At 39.5% G+C, this 24,181-nt stretch carries 22 protein-coding genes; 11 read left to right on the top strand and 11 right to left on the bottom strand.

The genetic code is table 11. The annotated features are described in order from the left end of the window. Window positions 1-22: 22 nt before the first annotated feature. Both typA and AC570I_RS20930 read right to left on the bottom strand, forming a co-directional pair. Window positions 23-1,828: a translational GTPase TypA gene (gene typA / locus AC570I_RS20935; protein ID WP_047800877.1), complete on the bottom strand. Its 1,806-nt coding sequence runs from the start codon at window positions 1,826-1,828 to the stop codon at window positions 23-25. A 365-nt stretch (window positions 1,829-2,193) separates the two neighbouring features. Then, window positions 2,194-3,003 carry an alpha/beta hydrolase gene (locus AC570I_RS20930; protein WP_497407064.1) on the bottom strand — a complete coding sequence of 270 codons (810 nt, stop codon included), beginning with the start codon at window positions 3,001-3,003 and terminating at the stop codon, window positions 2,194-2,196. Between the two features lie 169 nt (window positions 3,004-3,172). Between AC570I_RS20930 and AC570I_RS20925 the strand changes: the two genes are divergently transcribed. The 10 genes from AC570I_RS20925 (at window position 3,173) to AC570I_RS20880 (ending at window position 14,112) form a co-directional block, all read left to right on the top strand. Beyond that, complete coding sequence (locus AC570I_RS20925) at window positions 3,173-3,880, top strand: esterase family protein (protein ID WP_497407063.1); 708 nt, start codon at window positions 3,173-3,175, stop codon at window positions 3,878-3,880. A gap of 77 nt (window positions 3,881-3,957) precedes the next feature. After that, a complete protein-coding gene (locus AC570I_RS20920; protein ID WP_047800880.1) occupies window positions 3,958-5,004 on the top strand; it encodes an ATP-grasp domain-containing protein in 1,047 nt (348 codons plus the stop codon). Between the two features lie 19 nt (window positions 5,005-5,023). Next, entirely contained in the window at window positions 5,024-6,130 is a 1,107-nt protein-coding gene (locus AC570I_RS20915) for a carboxylate-amine ligase (protein ID WP_497407062.1), read from the top strand. 6 nt (window positions 6,131-6,136) lie between these two features. Further along, a complete protein-coding gene (locus tag AC570I_RS20910) occupies window positions 6,137-6,958 on the top strand; it encodes a glutamine amidotransferase-related protein (protein WP_497407061.1) in 822 nt (273 codons plus the stop codon). Window positions 6,959-6,971: 13 nt separating this feature from the next. Beyond that, window positions 6,972-8,159, top strand: coding sequence for a hypothetical protein (locus AC570I_RS20905; protein ID WP_497407060.1), 1,188 nt, complete (start codon window positions 6,972-6,974; stop codon window positions 8,157-8,159). Between the two features lie 95 nt (window positions 8,160-8,254). Continuing rightward, window positions 8,255-8,410 (top strand): FeoB-associated Cys-rich membrane protein, encoded by a 156-nt coding sequence (locus tag AC570I_RS20900; RefSeq protein ID WP_082120733.1) that lies wholly within the window; start codon window positions 8,255-8,257, stop codon window positions 8,408-8,410. A 12-nt stretch (window positions 8,411-8,422) separates the two neighbouring features. Next, window positions 8,423-9,013: a Crp/Fnr family transcriptional regulator gene (locus AC570I_RS20895; RefSeq protein WP_047800884.1), complete on the top strand. Its 591-nt coding sequence runs from the start codon at window positions 8,423-8,425 to the stop codon at window positions 9,011-9,013. A gap of 95 nt (window positions 9,014-9,108) precedes the next feature. Further along, the gene (locus AC570I_RS20890) at window positions 9,109-9,639 is read left to right on the top strand and encodes a YceI family protein (protein ID WP_047800885.1); all 531 of its coding nucleotides are present in this window, start codon (window positions 9,109-9,111) and stop codon (window positions 9,637-9,639) included. A gap of 75 nt (window positions 9,640-9,714) precedes the next feature. After that, on the top strand, window positions 9,715-10,584 hold the full coding sequence (locus tag AC570I_RS20885) for a pirin family protein (RefSeq protein ID WP_497407059.1): 870 nt from the start codon (window positions 9,715-9,717) through the stop codon (window positions 10,582-10,584). A 123-nt stretch (window positions 10,585-10,707) separates the two neighbouring features. Then, entirely contained in the window at window positions 10,708-14,112 is a 3,405-nt protein-coding gene (locus AC570I_RS20880; protein ID WP_497407058.1) for a trifunctional glycoside hydrolase family 18/polysaccharide deacetylase/glycosyltransferase family 2 protein, read from the top strand. Window positions 14,113-14,190: 78 nt separating this feature from the next. On the opposite strand, the gene ispF is transcribed toward AC570I_RS20880, so the two are convergent. Continuing rightward, entirely contained in the window at window positions 14,191-14,679 is a 489-nt protein-coding gene (gene ispF, locus AC570I_RS20875; RefSeq protein WP_497407057.1) for a 2-C-methyl-D-erythritol 2,4-cyclodiphosphate synthase, read from the bottom strand. Between the two features lie 38 nt (window positions 14,680-14,717). Beyond that, window positions 14,718-15,854 (bottom strand): type IX secretion system outer membrane channel protein PorV, encoded by a 1,137-nt coding sequence (gene porV / locus AC570I_RS20870; RefSeq protein WP_497407056.1) that lies wholly within the window; start codon window positions 15,852-15,854, stop codon window positions 14,718-14,720. Window positions 15,855-16,445: 591 nt separating this feature from the next. Here porV and AC570I_RS20865 point away from each other — a divergent pair. After that, on the top strand, window positions 16,446-18,125 hold the full coding sequence (locus AC570I_RS20865; protein WP_047800890.1) for an SUMF1/EgtB/PvdO family nonheme iron enzyme: 1,680 nt from the start codon (window positions 16,446-16,448) through the stop codon (window positions 18,123-18,125). Between the two features lie 74 nt (window positions 18,126-18,199). On the opposite strand, the gene AC570I_RS20860 is transcribed toward AC570I_RS20865, so the two are convergent. The 7 genes from AC570I_RS20860 to AC570I_RS20830 form a co-directional block, all read right to left on the bottom strand. Continuing rightward, entirely contained in the window at window positions 18,200-18,700 is a 501-nt protein-coding gene (locus tag AC570I_RS20860; protein ID WP_497407055.1) for an acyl-CoA carboxylase biotin carboxyl carrier protein subunit, read from the bottom strand. Window positions 18,701-18,702: 2 nt separating this feature from the next. Next, entirely contained in the window at window positions 18,703-19,287 is a 585-nt protein-coding gene (locus tag AC570I_RS20855; RefSeq protein WP_497407054.1) for a DUF4159 domain-containing protein, read from the bottom strand. A 125-nt stretch (window positions 19,288-19,412) separates the two neighbouring features. Beyond that, entirely contained in the window at window positions 19,413-20,117 is a 705-nt protein-coding gene (locus AC570I_RS20850; protein WP_497407053.1) for a 16S rRNA (uracil(1498)-N(3))-methyltransferase, read from the bottom strand. Between the two features lie 8 nt (window positions 20,118-20,125). Then, complete coding sequence (locus tag AC570I_RS20845) at window positions 20,126-21,550, bottom strand: hemolysin family protein (protein WP_497407052.1); 1,425 nt, start codon at window positions 21,548-21,550, stop codon at window positions 20,126-20,128. Beyond that, on the bottom strand, window positions 21,550-22,101 hold the full coding sequence (locus tag AC570I_RS20840; RefSeq protein WP_047800893.1) for an inorganic diphosphatase: 552 nt from the start codon (window positions 22,099-22,101) through the stop codon (window positions 21,550-21,552). The genes AC570I_RS20845 and AC570I_RS20840 overlap by 1 nt, the downstream gene beginning before the upstream one ends. Before the next feature lie 2 nt (window positions 22,102-22,103). Beyond that, window positions 22,104-22,760 carry a DedA family protein gene (locus tag AC570I_RS20835; protein WP_047800894.1) on the bottom strand — a complete coding sequence of 219 codons (657 nt, stop codon included), beginning with the start codon at window positions 22,758-22,760 and terminating at the stop codon, window positions 22,104-22,106. 47 nt (window positions 22,761-22,807) lie between these two features. Next, window positions 22,808-24,181 carry an NADH-quinone oxidoreductase subunit N gene (locus tag AC570I_RS20830; protein ID WP_497407051.1) on the bottom strand — a complete coding sequence of 458 codons (1,374 nt, stop codon included), beginning with the start codon at window positions 24,179-24,181 and terminating at the stop codon, window positions 22,808-22,810.

Raw genomic sequence — 24,181 nt, 5'->3', positions numbered from 1 at the left:
CTTGCAATATATTATTAGAAGGTTAAGCGAATTGCTTTCCTTTAACTTTACGTTCTTGTTCAGTTAAGAAGATTTTACGTAAACGCATACTTGCTGGTGTAATCTCAATATATTCATCGGCCTGGATGTACTCCATTGCCTCTTCCAGTGAGAATTTAATTGCAGGCGCAATACGGGTGTTATCATCAGTACCTGACGCACGCATGTTGGTTAAAGCTTTACCTTTAACAACGTTTACTACCAAGTCGTTGTCACGGATATGCTCACCCATAATCTGACCTTCATAAACATCAACTCCCGGATCAATAAAGAAACGACCTCTATCTTGTAATTTATCGATTGAATAAGCAGTAGTCTGACCTTTTTCCATCGAAATCAATACACCATTTAAACGACCAGGGATAGTTCCTTTCCAAGGCTCGTAAGCTTTGAAACGGTGTGCCATGATTGCCTCACCAGCAGTAGCAGTTAATACGTTATTACGTAAACCAATGATACCACGGGATGGGATTTCGAATTCTAAATGCTGTAAATCACCTTTTGGCTCCATAATCAATAACTCACCTTTACGTTGTGTTACCAATTCGATTACTTTACCAGAAACTTCACCAGGTACATCAACAATTAAAGTCTCAACCGGCTCATGTTTTTTACCATCGATTTCTTTAACGATAACCTGTGGCTGACCAACCTGTAATTCATAACCTTCACGACGCATTGTTTCGATTAATACAGATAAGTGGAGAATACCACGACCGTAAACCAACCATGAATCAGGTGAAGCAGTTTCCACAACTTTAAGGGCAAGGTTTTTCTCCATCTCTTTCATCAAACGATCTTTGATCCGTTGAGAAGTAACCAACTTACCTTCTTTACCGAAGAATGGTGAGTTATTAATAGTGAACAACATGTTCATCGTCGGCTCATCAATGCTGATTACCGGTAATTGTTCCGGAGCTTCAAAATCAGCGATAGTATCACCAATATCAAAACCATCGATACCAACAACTGCACAGATATCTCCTGAACTTACTTCAGTAGCTTTAACTTTACCTAAACCTTCGAATGTATAAAGTTCTTTTACTCTTGATTTCACGATTTTACCATCGCGTTTGATTAAAGTAACCGGCTGGTTTTCTTTAATTGTACCACGGTGAACACGACCGATTGCAATACGGCCTACGAAAGATGAATAATCTAAAGAGGTGATTTGCATTTGTAAAGTACCATCATTGATTGGAGCTGGTGGAATGTTAGCTACAACGGCATCTAATAGAGCAAAGATATCGGTAGTTGGCTTCTGCCAGTCAGTGCTCATCCATCCTTGTTTAGACGAACCGTAGATAACAGGGAAATCTAGTTGCTCTTCAGTTGCTTCAAGGTTAAAGAACAATTCGAAAATTTGCTCATAAACCTCTTCAGGGCGACAGTTCTCTTTATCCACTTTATTTACCACCACAATTGGCTTTAAACCTAGTGCCAAAGCTTTTTGCGTTACGAAACGCGTTTGAGGCATTGCACCTTCAAAAGCATCGCAAAGTAAAAGTACTCCATCGGCCATCTTCAAAACACGCTCTACCTCACCGCCAAAATCCGCGTGACCAGGTGTATCGATAATGTTAATTTTTACGTCTTTGTATTGAACAGATACGTTTTTAGACACGATTGTGATACCACGCTCCCGCTCTAAATCGTTGTTATCCAATATCAACTCTCCTGTTTGTTCGTTGTCACGAAAAATAGAACAAGAGTGTAAAATCTTATCAACCAACGTGGTTTTACCGTGGTCAACGTGTGCTATAATAGCTATATTTCTAATCTTTTGCATAAAATGCGCCTCAAATTTGGCGCAAAGATAATGTTTTGAAATGGATTTTCTACTATGACCCAAACTATTTAATGCTATGATAATGTTCTAATTATCTCATTTTTAAACCAAAAGCAATCCGGAGTACGTTGCCTTCGTTCAGTCTAACTTTTTACCAAATGAGTTTTAGCTATGAGGTAAATAAACAGTAACCTTCTATATTACCTTACGGCACCCAGATTGTCGCACCCAAAAGATGATCATGAGCATATTGACTATAAAAAATTGAAAAAAGCAACCGAATAGATGTACTGCACATCCTGGAAAGTTCCCAATAGCAGTGAATGCCTGGTCATCAGTCCAAATTTTAAATACAAGAGATAAGGCTAAACTTCAAAAGTCCAGTTCAAAAACGCAGGCATTACACTTTCCCATGTGGCCACATCGTGCTTGCCCCCTACCTTTTCAAAATAGAAAACATTTTCATTGCGCTTGTAACCTTTCTTTAAAAGGCCTTTTACAATATCAATTGTATCATCAATCGAATCAATGATAAAATTTTTATTACGGTCTGCCTTTTCATCCTCTGTACCTGTCATCAGCCAGAACTTCATATCGGCCTTGGTCGATGTACGTTCGATCAACGCATGCATAATCCGGTCTGCATCCGTATAACCGTCTGCTAAATCTTTGGTACGCCACCAGAAGGCACCGGAGAAAACCCCTACAGCATCGAATACTGAAGGATAATTCCAGGCAATATCGAACGCAGATAAGCCCCCCAAAGAAAATCCCGCATAGGCAACTTTACCCGTTATGGGCATTGCGATCTTCTTTTTAACAAAGGGTAAAAGTTCTTTAACCACAAAATCGGTGTAGGCACCCGCCTTTGCTCCACGCCCTTTAGAATCAGGAATTCCGGCTACACCATACTCCATTAAACGATCTTCAGAAGCTTTAATGGCCACTACAACCAATCTATGATTTCGTTTATGCTGATGCGCAGCCTGAAGGATTTTTGGAAAATCCATCTTAGCCACATCCTGACCATCATTTAGAAACAAAAGTTCAATCTTTTCATTTCCCAATATTCCCTCGGGGGCATAAATATCTATTTCAACCTCATGCTTCAGATAAGCAGATGGTATTCTGAAATTATTGGTATTAACTTTTACAGATAAAATTGTAGTATACATAATTCGAATCCCTTTCACCCGGCAACGCCTCAAAAATTTCGGCAAAGGTACAAATCCTGGTAAACTATTAATTATCAGACATCATTTTTTGTGCAGGACATCAACTTTATATATCCGCCAACATTTTTTCTAAAATTAAATCTCTATCTTAAAGCATTAAATATTCGATATGATGAAAGAAGAATACAAGCGGTGGTACAGCCCCAACCTGAGTATGGATATCGATATGCTCATATTTGGCCATGCCGGCATTCCGGTGCTGCTATTCCCCACAAGTATGGGCCGCTATTATGAAAATAAAGATTTTAAGCTGATTGATGCTGTTGAAGGTTTTATCAATGAAGCAAAAATCAAGATTTATTGTCCTGATGCAATTGACAAACTGAGTTGGTATAATAAAGGTATTCATCCTGCCGACAGGGTTAAAAATCATATCTGGTATGACAAATACCTGCTTGAAGAGGTTGCCCCGCTGGCCCGACACGAAACCGGACATAGCAAAATCATTACAGCAGGATGCAGCTTCGGTGGTTATCATGCGGCAAATTTTGCATTCAGACATCCCTGGCTGGTTAGTCATATGTTTAGCATGAGCGGCGCATTCGACATTAGTGGTCAACTGGATGGTTTTTACAATGATGATGTATACTTTAATAATCCCGTCGACTTTGTACTGAATAATAGCAATCCCGAATTGCATTACATGAAAATTGTACTTGGAACAACAGACCGCGATATGTGCAGACCTGATAACGAAAGGTTATCGGACATTCTCCATAAAAAAGGCATTGATCACTGGTTGGATATCAGGCCTAACGCTGATCACGACTGGCCAATCTGGAGGGAAATGTTTCCGAACTATATCGCGCAGTTATAGGTTCAAAAAGCCGGTAAAACAAATAACCGTTTAAGCAGTTACTCCATTAACACATAGCACCTTTAAAAACAAAACTGATGAAAAAAATAGGCATTTTGTATGGCCAGGAACGTTCTTTTCCTGAAGCACTAGTAGCGCGAATTAACGAAAAAGCAGAAAAAGACATCACAGCTGAACCAGTCAAAATAGAAAAGATCCTCCAAAACCAGCCCCTGGATTATGCGGTAATCATCGATCGTATTTCTCAGGATGTTCCATTTTACCGTGCATCGTTAAAAAATGCTGCAATTACCGGGACGGCAATCATTAACAATCCTTTTTGGTGGAGTGCAGATGAAAAATTCTTTAACAATGTACTTGCCGAACAAATTGGTGTTCCTGTCCCTAAAACTGCGCTGATTCCATCACGTCAGCATCCTACAGGTACAACTTCAGAATCATTTTCTAACCTGGCCATGCCGTTAAACTGGGATGAAATTTTCGAATACGTGGGATTTCCTGCCTATATGAAGCCTTATGATGGTGGCGGCTGGAGAGATGTTTATAAGCTGCATGATAAAGAGGATTTCTTTGATAAGCATAGCGGAACCGATCAACTGGTAATGCTGCTGCAAGAGGAGATTATTTTTGATGAATATTTCAGGTGCTATTGTATTGGCGGCAAGCATGTACGCATTATGCAATATGAACCACGCAACCCACACCATCTGCGTTATGCAACAGATGGCAAAACCCCTGATGCCAAATTGCTTAAAACTGTTGAAGAGTACACCATAAAACTTTGCACTTATCTGGGTTATGATTTTAATACCGTAGAATTTGCAGTAAGAGATGGTATACCCATTGCAATTGATTTTTGCAACCCGGCCCCCGATGCGGATATTAAAAGTGTGGGTGCAGAGAATTTCGAATGGGTAGTGGAAACGACTGCGAACTATGCTATTGAACGTGCAAAAGCACAAAAACCTGGACAGGATAACCTTACCTGGGGCGAATATATCAGAGCTTCAGTTGCTGGCACGCCTTTAGTAAGTAAAAGTGTAATAAAAAAATCAGCCAAAGCTGTTGCCCCAGCGAAAGCAAAACCAGCAGCGAAAGCTAAGAAGGCGGCTCCTGAAAAATAACGGGATTAAAATAAATACGATGAAGATGAATGAATTTACTTTGGGTGTAGAGGAAGAGTATATGGTAGTTGATCCCGTGACCAGAGAACTTACCTCGCATGATCAGAAAATTGTTGAAGCAGCCCAAAAAATCCACAAAGATCAGGTAAAGGCAGAAATGCACCAGGCTGTTGTAGAAGTAGGCACTGGTATTTGCAGGACCACAACTGAGGCTAGAAAAGAGATCTCGCAGTTGCGATATACCGTATCGCAACTTGCAGGAGAACAGGGTTTAAGAATTGGTGCAGCCGGTACACATCCTTTTTCACACTGGGAAAAGCAACTGATCACAGAGCATCCACGCTACAATGAAATTGTTAATGAATTACAGGAAGCAGCCCGGTCTAACCTCATTTTCGGATTACACGTTCATGTAGGCTTTCAATCCAGGGAACTGGCCATTCACATCGCAAATCAGGTGAGGTATTTTCTGCCCCATGTATTTGCCTTGTCAACCAATTCACCTTTTTGGGAGGGAAGAAATACAGGTTATAAGTCTTTTCGTACGAAAATCTTTGATAAATTCCCCAGAACGGGGATTCCTGACATCTTTAATAGTATTGAAGATTACGACAGCTACGTAAAGCTGCTCATCAAAACAAACTGCATGGATAATGCAAAAAAAATCTGGTGGGACATCCGCGTACATCCGTTTTTCGATACTGTAGAATTTCGCATCTGTGATTGCCCGATGTTAATTGATGAAACCATGGCCTTTACAGCGCTTTTTCAGGCACTTTGCGCAAAACTTTATAAACTGAGGCTTCAAAATATGACCTTCATCAGCTATTCAAGAGCACTTATCAATGAAAATAAATGGCGGGCAGCCCGTTATGGCATTGACGGGAACCTGATTGACTTTGGAAAAGAAATGGAAGTAAACTGCCGCAACCTTGTGTTGGAGTTACTTGATTTTGTAGATGATGTAGTTGACGAACTTGGATGCCGGGAAGACATTAACTATGTTCATAAGATATTGGAACATGGCACAGGTGCCGACCGGCAACTGGCGGTTTACCAGCAAACCGGCAGCTTTGAATCGGTAATTGATTATATTACCACCCAAACGTTGATAGGTGCAAAGTAATTAGGAATGGATAAAAAAAGAGATTTAAGAGTAGCTGTTATTGACCTGAACAATGGTGCACCCAATCAGGGCATGCGGGGCATTGGGGAAATTTTACTCCGTTTCAAAAATGACCATAACATCAACCTGAGCTTTGATATTTTTGATTTGAGACAGAAGGGAGAAATACCCGACTTATCTTATCACGCCTATATCTCAAGCGGTGGCCCTGGTAGCCCTATTGAAAGTGAAGGAGAGAAATGGGAAAACGACTTTTACAACCTGCTGGATCAAATTGAAATTTTCAACACATCCCACGAAGTAGAGAAAAAATATGCCTTTCTGATTTGCCATTCTTTTCAATTGGCTTGCAGAAAGTACAAACTGGGCAATGTAACCGAACGGCGGTCTAACGCGTTTGGAATTTTTCCTATCACATTAACCGGTGATGGCGAGACAGATGAGATTTTTTCCGGAATAAGCAACCCGTTCTTTTCTGTAGATAACAGGGACTGGCAAGTCATAGAACCAGATCCTGATGCCTTTGCAGCCAAAGGAGCAAAGCTGCTGGCCATTGAGAAAGAACGCAAGCATGTTAACCTGGAGCGCTGTATGATGTCTATCCGCTTTTCTCCCGAAATTATTGGTACCCAATTCCATCCGGAGGCAGATCCAGTAGGAATGAAGATGTACTTACTTCAGGAGGAAAAGAAAAAGGTGATTATTGATACACACGGCGAACAGAAATATTCTGATATGCTTAACAGTCTGGACGATCCAGCGAGGATTGTGTTGACTCAAAGTGTGATTCTTCCCAATTTCCTGAAACAGGCTTTAGGATATTTATAAAAAATTCTGACAAATGATACTAGCATTCAGGGAGAAATTTAATAAGCGATTTAGCAAGGAACAATACGAAAATTTCCTGGCTGAATTGCAAAAAGGCTATCCGGAAATTCCTTTTCGGGTAGCAGAGACGCCAATTTTTGTACCCGCGGCTTTGAAAGAAAAACTCATCGCCGCGGGCGAAGAGATTATCAATGTGATTAAGCAGCCGGATTTTAAGCAACTCACTGAAGCATCCATTCCTCCTGAATGGAACGTGCCAAATGAAAATAAGCAGCCACATTTTTTAACTTTTGATTTCGGCATTTGCAAAAATGAGGATGGTGAATTGTCGCCCATGCTTATTGAAATGCAGGGCTTTCCTTCCCTTTACGGCTTCCAGCATCACCTGGCTGGCACATTTAAAAAAAGCTATGATATTGATCCCAAGGTTGACTATTTTTTAAATGGATTTGATCAGGAACAATATGTTACCCTTTTGAAAACAGTGATTATTGGTGATCATGAAGTACATGAGGTAGCCCTGATGGACGTGGATGCACCTAACCAGAAAACGGCTATCGACTTTCTTGTGACTCAAAAACTACTGGGTATTAAAATTTTAGCATTAGAAGATATTAAACGGGTTGGACGCCAACTGTTGTATGAAGAAAACGGTAAACAGATTCAACTCAAAAGAATTTACAACCGGTTAATTTTCGATGAGGTTGCCAATAGGACTGACCTTTTCGGTAGCAGCTTTGATCCCAGAGCTGAGCTTGATGTGGAATGGGTAACACATCCAAACTGGTTCTATAGGATCAGTAAATACACCATACCCTTTTTAAAAAGTGAATTTGTTCCTGAAACGCATTTTTTACACGAGCTAAAATCTATACCGGCTGATTTAGAACACTACGTGCTGAAGCCCTTGTTTTCGTTTGCTGGAATGGGCGTAATTATTGATGTAACTAAAAAGGATATCGAAAACGTTACCGATCCACACAACTGGATTTTACAACGAAAAGTACAATATGAACCTGCGGTACAATCTCCAACCGGAGGTGTAAAGGCAGAAATCAGAATGATGTACTTATGGCCTGATGATGGAGAACCTCAACTTTGCATGAATCTGGCCCGATTAAGCAGGGGCAAAATGATTGGTGTTCGCTACAATGCCGACTTCGACTGGGTTGGGGGTACGGTTGCATTTATGGAAAAATAGTATGTAGTTTAAAGAGCAGAAAAACGATACATTAAATGAAAGCCTTTTTACATTAAACTGAAGCCCCCACAGCAAAACCTGCTTATATTTGTATTATGGATACTCAAACGATTTTAGTCTTTCTACTTTTTGCGGTTGCATTGGTATATGTTGGCCGTTTGGTTTTTAAATCTTTACAGGTGAAAAAGGATGGCTGTGGAGGTAATTGCAAGTGTGGTGTTGATTTTTCCGACATTTCTGCCAAAAAGTAACCCGCTCATCTTATGAATGATCAGTTCAAAAATTATCTTAAAGAAAAAATACAAATCACGGATGAGCAATTCGATAGTATTTCGGGTAACTTAAAAATCAAAAAGTTCGACAAGAACGAAATCATACAATATACAGGAGATATCTCTAAACATGGCTTTTTTGTTTGCAAGGGACTATTAAGGGCCTACTCTATAGATTCAAAAGGTAAAGAACACATCCTGCAGTTTGCACCAGAAAACTGGTTAATTTCTGACAGAAACAATATGAACAATGAGGCGTCTGTATTTTTTATAGATGCCATTGAAGCTACCGAGGTTGTTTTGATGCCGAACGATTTCATGGAACAGGCTGCGATACAAGTGCCATGTTTACAGCCTATGCACACCCGGCTGCTTAATAATTCTATCCGCTTTATGCAGAAAAGGATTAATATGCTTTTAAGCGCTACAGCAGAAGAGCGGTATCTCGACTTCATCAAACTTTACCCTAATCTCACTTTGCGCGTGCCGCAATGGATGATCGCATCATACCTTGGAATTACCCCTGAGTCACTTAGTCGCGTTAGAAAAGAACTGGCCAACAAACATTTTAAACCAAATTAATGTAAGCCCCACATTAATTATCATACATCAATTCTCATTCTAAACCAGCGAGTTACTTTTGTGTTGTAAATATTAAAAATCAAAACACAAAAGATATGGCAACTACAAAATGGACTTTAGATCCAACCCACAGCGAATTGCAGTTTAAAGTAAAACACTTAATGATCACTACCGTTACTGGTAGCTTGAAATCTTTCTCAGCAGAACTTTCATCTGAAGGTGATGAGTTTGAAAACGCAGAAATTTCTTTCAAAGGAGATATCTCTTCCATTGATACGGGAAATACTGATCGTGATAACCACTTAAAAAGCGGCGACTTTTTCGATGCAGAGAAATTTGCTCACATTGAATTCAAATCTTCGTCAGTTGAAAAAGACGGAGGTGATTATATTGTGAAAGGTGACCTAACCATTAAAGGAGAAACTAAACCGGTAAAATTGACTGCAGAATTTGGTGGCATTGCGACCGATCCATGGGGTAACACCAAAGCTGGTTTTACTTTAAGTGGTAAAATTAACCGCTCTGAATTTGGCTTAACCTGGAATGCAGCATTGGAAACTGGTGGTGTAATGGTAAGTGAAGAAGTTCGATTATTGGGCGAATTGCAGTTCGTTAAACAAGCATAATTTCGCCGAGCGCTTTGAGCTTTGGGCATAAAAATGTTATGCCCAAAGTCCCATGCCTCAATTAATTTAAAGGTAATGGAAACAAAACAAGTATCAGCTGTGCTAAAATCACCTGCACCGCATATGGTTGGCGACGGCTTTAGGGTACATAACTTTTTCCCTGGCGGATATACCATAAATATGAGTCCGTTCTTTTTACTAGACTATGGTTCAAAAATTCAATTTTCTGCCAGGAGAATCCCCCGTGGTGTTGGGATTCATCCACACAGGGGTTTTGAAACGATTACTATAGCCTACCACGGCGCCGTCGCGCATCATGATAGTTCAGGAAATAGCGGCGTAATTTATCCTGGCGATGTACAATGGATGACAGCAGCTGCGGGAATACTCCTTAAAGAGTACCATGAAGAGAATTACAGCCTGAGAGGGGGACCATTTCAAATGGTACAGTTATGGGTAAACCTTCCTGCAAAAGATAAAATGGGTAAACCAGGATATCAGGCCATTAAACAACAAGACATGGCCTTTGTTAACCTGCCAGACAATGGAGGGAAAATTGAAATCATTGCCGGAAATTACAAAGGACAAAATGGAAATGCCCACACATTTACACCAATACACCTGTATAATGTAAGATTAAATAAGCAAGGCAAGGCAAACTTTAGCTTCCCTGCCAACTACAATACTGGTTTCATGGTTATTGAAGGGGCAGTGAAAATTAATCAGAAAGAAATTGCACCCGTCGATAGTTTCGTACACTTTAAAAACCAGGGAGAGCAGATTGACGTAGAAGCGTTGGAAGACAGCATTATACTCGTACTGAGCGGAGAGCCAATTGATGAACCCGTTGTTCAATATGGTCCTTTTTTGATGAACACCCAGGAAGAAATAAACCAGGCGCTGGAAGATTATAATAAGGGAAGATTTGGTTACATAGAAGAATAGAACAGCTTCAATACATAAATCCTGAAGCCGGCAGATGTAAAATCTGCCGGCTTTTCTATATGTAGATTTTCATCCAATCTTCACCTTCGTTACTGAAATTTGATTAAAAATCAGAACAGAAAAATGTCCGGAAAACAAATATTTCAAACTGAGACTAAAAAACGCTGGTATACTTTTACCTGGGTTAGCCGAACCTTATTTTTAGTTTTCATCGTAGCAATCCTTTGCGTGGCCTATACTTTATCATCGGTTCAGGAGCCAGATTTACCTTTCCTAAACACCAACTCGCCCCTTACGCAAAAGCAGTTGGATAAGCTGAAAAAATCTCAGCAGTACAAAGCATTCGTAATCGAAAAATCCCGGCTTGAGAAAATCAGAAAAGACAGAGCGCTACGTATTCTAACCAAACATGGAGATAAAAAACGCATCAACATGGCCTTTTATGTAAGCTGGGCTGCAACTAAAGATAAGTCACTCGCAGATTTAAAAAGGAATATTGGCCATTTAGATATGGTTGCCACTGAATCTTTTTTCCTAAATGGCGACTCAATAGTTGATAAGGCCGATACCGCGGCTTTAAATGTTATACATGCAGGAAAAAAATCTGCTATTGCAGTAGTATCCAACTTCAACAAAGACCATTGGGATGGCAACGCGGTAAAGCGTTTGCTTAACGATCAACCTGCTCAACAGAAACTGATTTACAACTTAATATCCATTACTAAAAAATATGGGTACAAAGGAATAAACATCGACTTCGAAGAATTGAATCTGGAAAACAATCAAAGTTTCAATGCTTTCATGAAAAATCTATATGATCAGTTTCATACAGAAAACCTGATTGTCTCTCAGGATATCTCTCCGGAAAATGACGACTATCAACCGGAGGTACTCCAGAAATATAACGACTATATAGTTTTAATGGCCTATGATCAGCATACTGATCAAAGTAATGCCGGCGATATTTCCCATCAGGAATGGGTAGAAGAAAAATTAGATGACATCTGTGCAAAAGTAGATCCTGGAAAAGTAATTCTGGCTTTAGCCTGTTATGGATATGATTGGCCCGATAAAAGTATTGGAAAATCGGTAACTTACGAGGAGGCCATGACTACTGCGGTTACCTTCAAAAGTAAGGTGAACTACGATCCCAACTCGGCCAATTTAAATTATAGTTATAATGATGGTAGCGATATTAAACATGAAGTTTATTTTACAGATGCTGCAACTTATTTCAACCTGATCCGCAAGGCGGATGACTGGAATATTGCCGGGGTAGCACTGTGGAGATTAGGCTCAGAAGATAAACGCTTATGGTCTTTCATCTCAAATGATTTAAGTCTGGATACGCTTCAAAAAAAACCATTCGACCTGCGTAAAATCTCTTTCCTCAACATGGGCGGGATTTCATACATAGGCGATGGGGAAATTCTGGACCTGGTGTCAACACCACGCCTTGGGGCGGTTAGATTTACCCTTAACAAGGACAACTTTACCATTGCCGATCAAAAGTACATGCGCTTACCGGAACAATATGTGATTAAACGTTTTGGCGAAGCTGATAAAAAAATTGCGTTGACATTTGATGACGGGCCAGATCCGGTTTATACCCCACAGGTACTGAATATTCTTAAACAGGAACAGGTACCCGGATGCTTTTTTGTTGTAGGCATCATGGCCGAAAAAAACATGGAGTTGCTGAGACAGGAATATGACTCCGGATACGAAATTGGCAATCATACTTTTTTTCATCCTGATATGTCTGCTATAGGCCCTCGGAGGGTGAAATTCGAGTTGAACGCCACGAGAAGACTCATCGAAGCCGTAACAGGACACAGTACCATTCTGTTCCGTGCCCCTTTTAATGCTGATGCCGAGCCTCAGAATATTTCGGAAATCTTGCCAGTGGCACAAAGCCACAAAGAAAACTATATTAACATTGGTGAATACATTGATCCTGAGGACTGGGAACCAGGCAAAACGGCAGATCAGATTTTTAATGAGGTAGTGAAACAGCACGAAAACGGTAATATCCTCTTGTTGCACGATGCCGGAGGAAACCGTGAAGCAACTGTTGCTGCGCTACCCAGAATTATTAAGTACTTTAAATCACAGGGATATACTTTTACAACAGTAGGAGATTTGATGGGCAAAAAAAGAGCTGAACTGATGCCTGCTGTAAAATCTGATGCGAACAGCGGGTTCAGCGGATCTGGAGATTATTTTTTCATCAGCTTCTTCTATTATGCCAATATTGTTTTAGATATCGTATTCACAGTGGCCATTGTGCTGGCGATCTTAAGAACAATCTTCATTGCCTATCTGGCAATTAAACAGCGCAAAAAGGCAAAGAAATACGCACATCAGCTCATTGAAAACCCATCGGTAAAAGTGAGCGTTATTATTCCAGCCTACAATGAAGAGGTAACAGCGGTACAAACCATTAATAGCCTGCTTAAAACTACCTATCCTGATTTTGAGCTGATATTCATTGATGACGGATCAAAGGACAAAACATTTGACATGGTTCAATCCAGATTCGGCGACCATCCTCAGGTAAAAGTTTACCGGAAAGAAAATGGTGGAAAAGCTTCAGCATTGAACTATGGTATCGCAAAGGCCGCTTCAGATTTTGTAATCTGCATAGATGCCGATACGCAGCTTAAAACGGATGCAGTTACCGAACTGATGCGCTATTTTTACAGCAACAAGGTAGCAGCTGTTGCAGGCACAGTTAAAGTAGGAAACGCCAATAACATTATTACAAAATGGCAGTCTATTGAGTATATCACCGCTCAAAACATGGATCGGAGAGCATTTGATTTACTCAATACCATTACTGTTGTACCCGGAGCTATCGGCGCATTCAGAAAATCAGTAATCCTCGAGGTTGGTGGCTTTACCATCGACACCCTTGCTGAAGACTGTGATCTGACTATGCGGATCCTGAGAGCGGGTTATCGGGTAAAAAATTGCGACACCGCAATTGCTTACACCGAAGCTCCTGAGACAGTTAACATGCTTTTAAAACAACGTTTTCGCTGGAGCTTTGGCGTATTACAAAGTTTCTGGAAAAACCGTAAAACACTTCTGAATAAAAAATACGGGTATTTTGGAATGGTGGGAATGCCGAACATTTTGGTCTATCAAATCATTTTGCCACTCTTTTCGCCGCTTGCAGATTTCTTTATGTTGTTATCCCTTATCAGCGGACTATTTTCCTTAAGTACCATAAACAATCTGACCCTTACCGGTTTTTCAGGAATACTGAGCCTGCAAAATGGTTTCGGTCAGGTATTATTTTACTACATTATTTTTATTCTGGTAGATATGCTTTTCGCTGGTATCGCGTTCAGAATGGAAAATGAAAAACTAAAAAACCTGCTATACATTTTTCCGCAAAGGTTTTTCTGGAGACAATTGATGTATATCGTATTATTTCGCTCATTTAGAAAAGCCATTAAAGGTGAACTTGAAACATGGGGAACTTTAAAAAGGACTGGAAATGTTAAAGAAGCTAATGCCTAGCTACATAAAAAAGCCCGCTCACCATTTAAAATGTTGAGCGGGCTTTTTTAATTTATTCGGTCAAATACGCTGCAGATATTAAACTATCTCATTCTTTTCAATCAGGCAAACTGCATAGGCAACTACGCCCTCTTCCCGCCCCACAAAACCCATTGTTTCATTTGTGGTGGCCTTGATGGAAATGTCTTCAACAGAGATACCGATAGCATGAGCAATATTCTCCTGCATAGCAGGAATATGAGGATTGATCTTTGGGGCTTCCAGACATAACATTGCATCGATGTTTCCAACTTGCCAGCCTTTTCCCGACAACAGTTTTACCGTTTCTTTAAGCAATATTAAACTGCTGATTCCGCGCCATCTTTCATCCGTATTTTTAAAGTGGAAACCAATGTCACGAAGATTTGCAGCTCCCAGCAGCGCATCACAAATCGCATGAAGCAATACATCCGCGTCTGAATGCCCAAAGGCACCTTTATGGTGTTCAAGATTTACCCCACCTACTACAAAAGGGTGCTGGTCTTTCAACTGGTGTACGTCGAAGCCAAAGCCTACTCTGATTTTCATGAAAAATGTGTTTTATGAGTTGCAAACAAAACTGCAAGTTAATTCTTTACGATTTTCTTGTCGCCAAAGTTAAACAAAAGACCGAACCGCAAGGTATTGGCAAGGGGACTGGTTTGAGCATTAGCCAGTAAATAAGAGAAATCAATATTAAAAACGTTGTATTTTAGTCCTAAACCCATTGTAAAATAACGGCTGTCACCCTTCATCGGACTTTGATAGTTATAGCCTGCTCTAACGGCAAACTGCTGATTGTACCAATACTCTACACCTGTTGAAATGCCAACCTCTTTCAATTCCTCACTAAAGCCCCCTGGTGCATCGCCAAACGACCCGAATATTCCCGCAGGAACTGATCGGTTAGGATCCTTGCCGCTGATAATCTGACCATTTGAATCATAAATAGGCTGAGTAGGAACCAATAGTTTATTAAAGTCAAGGGCAAAGGTAAACGTACTGAACTCATCCACAATAATGGTTGACGCCCCGCCCAGTTTAAAATTTGTTGGCAGGAAATAATTTACCCCGCCATCACTGTAACTCATTTTTGTACCAATGTTGGATATATTTGCTCCAGCTGATAAAACAGCGTCTTTTCCAAACATGTGTGTATTGGTTTTATACAAACCAGATATGTCTACCGCAACCGCATTGCCACTTTTTACCTGCCCTGAAGAAACAAACTGACCGGATGCCAGATTGGAATAAACATACCTAAGAGACGACCCCAGTGAAAACTCTTCTCCAAACTTTCTGGCAAAGGTAAAATCGAGCGCAAATTCGTTCGGATTTGAAATTCCCAGGTCTTGTTGATTAATGTCTGTTAGCTGAATTGAACCCAAAGAAAAGTAACGTAAGGAAGCACCAATGACATTACGATCATCTAAACGATAAAATCCACTCAGGTAAGCAAGGTTGATATCAGGCACCAGACTTTTCAACCAGGGACTGTAGGAAACCGAAAAGCCATAAGGCTTATCTAAAAAAGCAAGTTTAGATGCATTAATACTGGATGAATTTACATCACCCGAAACAGCAACCCCTGCATCTCCCATAGATCCGGAACGTGCATCGGGAGTAATTAAAAGAAACGGGACTGAAGTAACAACGTTATTAGATTCACTGCCGTTTGTTTGAGTATTGCCTATAGTAACCTGTGCATTTGTTTTAGCAAACACAAAGGCCAAAATTGATACAGAAAAAACAAGCTTACTAATATACTTGGGATTCATTCTTTAAAGGTACGTAATTTTAGAACTTCAGGAACTTAATTCGAAGAGATTAACGTCTTAACGTAAAACCCAAAGTTATATTTTACCAAATTACGAATAAACTAATAATTTACTAAGTAAACCTACAGTTTTTACATATGAATGTAATACGCAAAAGTTTAATGTTATAGATACTAGGCATTTACGTAAACGTTTCTCTGATAAAATTTTCGGTACACCATCATAGCAACTTGATAATCCACCCGGAAGTCGACACCATATTACTCATTAATTTGTGATTAAATTCTGTATATTGGAAATCGTTAAGCATCATTTACTGTATTAGTTTTTACGCAAAGAAAAAACTAGACCCTTAATTTATAGCGTTTTATCAAAAAACAATAATAAAAACTAAACAGACACAATACGACATAAAATAATACGTTATGGCTTAAAAATATATTCAGTATTTTATTGTCACAATATTTATATATTCATTTAAATTTGTTTAATTTTATCGGTTGAAACCCCATTGGGCGGCAATCCCTAAGTATTTATATGAAAAAACTTATACTATATTCTTTAACTTGTTTGTCTTTAGCCGTTATTTTCACCGGTTGCAGTTCCAAAGGCGGAAACAGTTCCAGCAAAACAGGTATCCCTTATGCAGATAGGAAGAGCAAGAAGAACCAGTCTGGTGCATTCGCTGTTGCATCCCAATATAAGAGAGCACCTGGCCCTGGCTTAATCCCAATTGAAGGTGGTGTTTTAGTTGTTGGGGGTAGCGCCATTGAGGTACCCGGTGTTGAACCTAATATCTACAATTACAAAAGACAAGTAACGGTTCCATCATTTTATATGGATGAGACTGAAGTGTCTAACACCGATTGGTTAGAATACTTACACTGGATCAGATATAATTTTCCTGAAGACCAGGAGTTTTATTACAATGAACTTCCTGATACCCTGGTTTGGCGCCGTGCTTTATCGTATAACGAACCATATGTAGATAACTATCTCCGTCACCCTGCCTACCGCGATTATCCGGTAGTTGGTGTTTCCTGGGAGCAAGCTTCCCGTTATTGCGAATGGAGAACTTCCCGTGCAAACGAATTCATATTACGTGAAAAAGGAATCTTGACTGATTATAAAACACTAGCAGGCGGTGGCAGTGGCAGAAACAATAACACAACAGCTGCTGCAACACCAAAACCAACCAATCCATTTAATACTGACGCTTATTTAAACGGTCAGTATGATGATAAAGGTAAAAATGCTCCTGTTGATTATAACACTAAATCTGGTGCAGCAACTACAACCGCTGGTGCAGCAGCAGGTGGCAGGGGAAATGCTCAGCCAAGAAGAACAGCAACTTTAGAAGATGGTGTAATTATGCAGCCATACCGTTTGCCAACAGAGGCAGAGTGGGAATACGCAGCATTGGGCTTAATTGGAAATACCGAATACGAGAATATTAATCAGAATAAAATTTATCCATGGAACGGCCTTGGTGTAAGTTCAGCCAAAAAGAAAACCAGAGGTATGATTCAGGCCAACTTTAAGAGAGCGCCTGGTGATTACATGGGAGTTGGTGGTTCACTGAACGATAAAGGAGATTTAACCGTTCCTGTTATTCAGTATACACCTAACGACTTTGGCTTATACAATATGGCGGGTAACGTTAATGAGTGGGTAAATGATGTTTACAGAACCGGAACTTTTACTGATGCTGATGCCTTTAATCCTTACCGCGGTAACTACTTTACCAATAAAAAACTTGAAGACAGCCAGAGTGGTAAAATTTCCTTAGATAAGTATGGTAATCCAATTAAGGAAAATGCTTATTCAGGAAGAAAACAAACATGGGCTGAAAAACAGGCACAGGCGAAACGTAGTGATTCGATTTCTAAATCAACTGATCCTCAGGCGCCGATTGCAGCAGCTGCTTATCAGGCAGATCAGCGAGGCTATCGCGATAGACAAAATACCATTCTTAACGAAGAAGGTGTAACCCTGGTAAATGATAAATCAAGAGTATATAAAGGTGGTTCATGGAATGATATGGCTTACTGGTTAAATCCGGCAACCCGTCGATTCATGCAACAAGATGAATCATCTGCCGAAGTTGGTTTCCGTTGCGCAATGACCATGCTCGGTGCTCCTGAAATCAGTACAGCTGGTAAAAGAAGCTTTAAAAACCCACCCTCAAAACCTTATAGGGTGAGCAAAGGAAAATAAAGGTCAATAAAAAAGTCCCAATTTGCATTGGGACTTTTTTATGCGCCATAGTTCATATGCAGACAGCGTAAATATTACAAGAACTGAATCAGTACCTGATTTTTTTCCACTTTATCTCCAGGTCTAACGTTAATTTTTTTTGCAATACCATCTGCAGGTGATTTTAAGATATTTTCCATTTTCATTGCTTCAAGAACAACCAGACTGTCTCCCTTTTTTACCTCACTGCCATCACTGATCAGCACTTTTAATACCAGTCCCGGCATTGGCGCCTTAACTTCTGAAACTTTGTTTGCAGCCAGGTTATCCAATCCGAGCTGCTTCAATAGCTGGTCAAACCGATCCTCGAGAAAAACTTCGTAGACGTTCCCGTTAACTTTGATTTTACAGGATTTCTCAGCACGGTTAAGTTCTACGAGCTCTGTGTTAAAAGATTGCTTATTATGTAGTACATGTTTCGAAGACCCGCTGATTTTACTTAAATCGATCTTAATCTCCTTGCCATCCACGAGAAGTTGATTGCTGTTATTTTCAATCTCATAGCTAAAATTCCCGTTAACTTTTACTTTATACATATTTATCGGGTTAATGCATATTGAACTAAATTAGCGCCCATTTTCAAGGCTTTTGTTCTTGTATCCTGCGAATCTTCAGGATAGGTTCCGAAATCCTCCCACCCGTTGCCTAAATCACATTCATAAGTATAATAACAAACTACGCGTCCCTTGTAAATTAATGCAAAGCCTTGTGGCCGCTTGTTATCATGTTCATGAATCTTTGGTAATCCACTTGGGAATTTAAATTTCTGGTTATAAATGGCATGATTGGCCGGCAATTCAACAAAGCTCAATTCCGGAAAAACCTTCTTCATCTGAGGCCGTATAAACTTATCTAAGCCATAGTTATCGTCAATGTGCAGAAAACCTCCTTTAGTTAGATAAAGTCTTAGATTTTTAACCTCCTGATCGCTAAACACCACATTCCCATGGCCGGTCATATACACAAAGGGATAATTGAACAGTTCCTTCGAACCTACTTCAACAATACTTTCTTCAGGGTAGAAATTAGTTTTAAGATTGGTATTACAGTAAGCAATCAGATTACCAAGTGCAGTGCGGTCAGCATACCAGTCGCCGCCTCCATTGTATTTAAGCTTAGCCATTCGGTAAGATGGAGGAACCTTGGTAAAAGCAAAACCTATAAAAAGAGAACAAGCTAAGCCAATTACACAAAAAGGCCTGAACAATCTGGAAAACTGAAAGTGAAACAGTGAAAATTTCAAACTGACTATCGGTTAAGGTAATTGATTTCAAAACAAACAGCGAGCGCAGCAGTTTCTGTACGCAACCTGTTATCACCTAAAGTTAATGGTTTAAAGCCTTTATTCAAAGCTAAATTAACTTCATCAGGCGTGAAATCTCCTTCAGGACCGATTAATATTAAATATTTCTGTTGAGGTTGGACCAGATCTGTGATATACGATTTTTCATCCCCATTTATACAATGTGCAATAAGTTTATCCCCCTCAAAAGCAAGATTCATAAAAGCATGATAGGAAATGGCTTCATTCAGCTTCGGATGATAGGCCTTTATAGATTGCTTAACTGCAGACGTGATTACTTTATTTAATCTGTCGTCTTTTACCACTTTCCTTTCTGAGCGATCTGTAATGATGGGTGTAATTTCATCAATCCCCAGTTCAGTGGCCTTTTCCAGAAACCACTCAATGCGATCGATATTTTTAGTGGGTGCTACAGCTATATGCAGATGGTGATTACGTTTATGAAACTCAAGCTTCACGTCGGTAATCAGCAATCCTACTTTTTTGGGATTATCAGAAGTAATTTCTGCAGTGTAGAAACCACCTTTCCCATCAACCAGATTAACCACTGCACCAACACCTAAGCGCAAAACGCGAACACAATGCTTACTCTCCTCTTCACTAAGCGTATAGGTACCTTGTGTAATGTCAGGTGTGTAGAAAATATGCATAGTTGAAATTAGTGATTATCAACCTGATCTTCTTTATTAATAACCAGTTCTAATTTGATGGTTTCAATATTCTGCTCCGTCTTTTTCAAAATCGTAAACAAATACCCGTAAGATTCATTGCTTTCGCCGACCTCGGGAATCCGTTCAAAAACGTGAGATACCAAACCACCAACAGTATCGAAGTCTTCGTCTTCTGGTAAATCATGTGGTAAATATTCATTTACATCATAAACCGTTGCAAATGCATTTACAATAAATTCAGTGTCTGAAACCTTTTCAACCAATGGTTTTTCCTCATCATACTCATCCTGAATTTCACCAACCAGCTCTTCCACTATATCTTCTAAAGTTACCATACCGGCTGTACCACCGAATTCATCCAATACGATGGCAATCTGAATACGGTTACTTTGCAGCTCACTCATCAAATCGTTAATCTTTTTGGTTTCAGTAACAAAATATGGTTTGCGTATGATATCGTTTAAGGTCCATACCTGATTACCTGCGGCCACTAAAGGCAACACATCTTTTGCATGGATGATACCCACAATTTTATCCATTACATCATCGTAAACAGGAAGCCTGGAATATCCTTCCTTGATGATAATGTCGATCACTTCCTCTTTAGGAGAGGTTAGCTCAATACCCGAGATTTTGGTTCTCGGAACCATAATATTCTTAACTACACGCTCATTAAAATCAAATACATTTTTGATCAGCTCATGCTCATTATTATCGAGTGCTCCGCTTTCTTTACCCTGATCGAGCAGGTATTGTAATTCTTCGGTACTGTGAATGGACTCATGGCCTGCAGAGGTATCGATGCCAAAAGGTTTCAGAATAATAGCCGCAAGACTATTTAATGTCCAGATTGCAGGCCGGAATACAACATAAAAAAGCTGTAAGGGAATAGCAATGAATAACGTTGTAGCTACAGGGCGCTGAATAGCGAACGACTTAGGCGCCAGTTCACCAAATACAATGTGCATAATTGTAATTAGCGAGAAGGCAACAATTGTAGAGGCCGTATGAATAGTCGCATCACTTAAGCCCCATTGTAAGCTGTCAAAAAGATTTTTAAAAATAGTGTGCATAACACCTTCACCAACCCAACCTAAGCCAAGCGAAGCAAGTGTTATGCCCAACTGTGTAGCTGCCAGATAACCATCCAGATTATGGATGATAGACTTGGCCATTCTACCTACACGACTTCCTGTTTTTGCTTTAATTTCAATTTGCGATGCCCGGACTTTTACAATTGCAAACTCTGCCGCAACAAAAAATCCGTTTAATAACACCAAAAATAATGCGAGAAATAAACGCCAGCCAATTCCTTCTGTGTCGGTATCTTGTATAGCAACCAAAAGGGTACTTTGTGGCAGAATTGTACTCAGTTCAAAATTCGACAGTAAACAGACCGTGGGTAAATCCATTAAGCTAATTCTCTAAATGTTGTATTATAAAGTTCTATACTCTCTTTAATAACCTTGTGAGCATAGCGAACACCAAGTAAGTGTTCAATCGTTACGTTTTTACCTTCCAATGCTTTATAATCCTGAAAGAAACGTACAATTTCTTTCATCTGGTGCGGTGGCAATTCATCCAAATCGTTGATGTAGTTAACTGACATGTCGTGAGCGGCTACAGCAATGATTTTATCATCCTGCTCACCATTGTCAACCATGTGCATTACGCCAACAACTTTTGCTTCGATCAATGTCATAGGGTAAACATCAACAGAACAAAGTACCAGGATGTCTAACGGGTCTTTATCATCGCAATAAGTTTGCGGAATAAAACCATAGTTTGCAGGATACATTACTGATGAGAAAAGAACCCTGTCTAACTTAATTAAACCAGATTCCTTATCTATCTCGTATTTTGCTTTTGATCCTTTTGGAATTTCAATAATTGCATTAACCGTTTCTGGTAAGTTGCTACCAGGTGATACGCTATGCCATGCGTGGTGATCGTCTTTTATCATTTTTAATTTAAATCTGTCTTTTCCTCTTCAGAGCTGTTAACTTTACTTTTTACAAAGGTAATCAATAAAGGGATAGTTGTGATAAGGATAAAGCCAATAATAATATATAATAAGTAATCGTTAATTTGCTTTTCAAATCTTCGGCCTAAAAAATAGCCAAGTAAAGTTAATGAACAGATCCAAAGTACTCCCCCTACAACATTGTAGAAAGCAAATCGTTTGAAATCTAATTTAACTACACCAGCAAAAATCGGTGCAAACGTTCTTACAATTGGTACAAAACGCCCCATAATCAAAGCAAATGCGCCTTGTTTGTTGTAATAAGCTTCTGCAGCTTTAAGATAACGTTTTTTAAAGAAGAAACTATCCTTCCTGGTATACAATAACGGACCAGTCCGTCTACCAAACCAATAGCCGGTAAAGTTTCCTGATATTGCTGCAACGCATAATCCGGCAAGCAGAAGGGCGATATTTACATCGAGCTTTCCTGTTGCCACAAACATGCCAGCCAAAAACAGAAGATAATCTCCCGGAAGAAAAAATCCAAAGAAAAGCCCTGTCTCCGCAAAGATCACGAACACGACCAGATAGAAACCACCTTCCCTCAATAGCTTTTCGGGAGAAATAAGATGCTGAAGGTTAGTCCAAAAATCGTGCATATTTAATTATTCGTAAAACTACAAATAATTATCTAACAAGTGTATACCTATATCAGGTTTAAAATAATTGCCGGATAAATACCTAAAATCAGCGTAATTGCTACCGAAACGAGTAAAACAATTTTGTATTGCCCTGGTGTAGAAAGCTCTGTTTCTCCTCCATCTCTGAACCATACAGCCACAATAACCTTAAAGTAATAGTAGAAACCAACCAGCGCATTTAGTATCGCAAAGGCAACCAATAGTGTCTGGTACTCGCCCATCACATTTAGAAACATCAGGTATTTACCAATGAAACCTGCCGTTAGAGGTATACCTGCTAACGAGAGCATGGCAACAGTTAAGGCCAGTGCCACCAGAGGATTTTTCTTTCCTAAACCATTAAAACTCTCAAAACTGTCACTGCCCGTTTTCTGCTTAACTAAGATTAATACGGCAAAAGCAATAATTGAGGCGAATGTGTAAGCAGCAGCATATACCAGCACATTATTCTGAGATTGTGCACTGACTACCACTAATGAAAATAACAAATAACCAGCATGAGAAATACTCGAATACGCAAGCATTCTTTTGAAGTTTTTTTGAAACAAGGCAGTAACGTTACCAATAAATAGTGTAAGGCACACAATTACAATTAATGGCTGAACCCAGAAATCATGAAGTGGTTTGAAAGCATCACCAAATAATCTTAAGAAAGCGGCAAATCCAGCAGTTTTGACAACTGTACTCATGAAGGTGGTAATTAATGTAGGCGCACCTTCATAAACATCCGGAGTCCAGAAGTGAAAAGGAGCAGCACCAACTTTAAAACACAAACCAATCATCATCAGGATTACGCCAGGGTAAAAGATCGGCGAAATTGAGGTACTATTATCCACCAGGTAACTTTGAATTTTATCCAGATCGAATGATCCCGTAGCACCATAAATTAAGGTGATCCCGAATAAGAGAAAACCCGTAGAGAAGGCACCCATCAAAAAATACTTAAGTGATGCTTCATTAGAGGCAAAATCCTTTTTACGAATACCCGCTAGGATATATAAACTTACCGACATGATTTCCAATCCTACAAATAACATCGCCATGTTCTTATAAGATACCATCATAATCATTCCAGCCAGTGCAAAAAGAATCAGTGTATAGTATTCAGCAATATTCTCACTTTTGGAATTAAAGTAGTTTTGTGTCAACAAGAAAATTAAAAGTGTTCCAACAATACAAACACCCGAAAATGCCAGAGCAAAATTATCAGTCTGCATCATTCCGAAATGAACAGCATTGCCATTCCATGCACTAAAAGTAAATCCTAATGCAGTAAGTAAGCCAACAACGGTAAGTGGTAATAATGCTTTATTTGCTTTAAACAAACCTGCATAAAGCACAATGAAAGCGGTTATACTAATAGTTATTATAATATTCAT

It is taken from the genome of Pedobacter sp. A2324, from assembly GCF_059693705.1.
The sequence above is the reverse complement of the archived record's forward strand: the minus strand, read 5'-3'. Positions and strand labels throughout refer to the sequence as shown.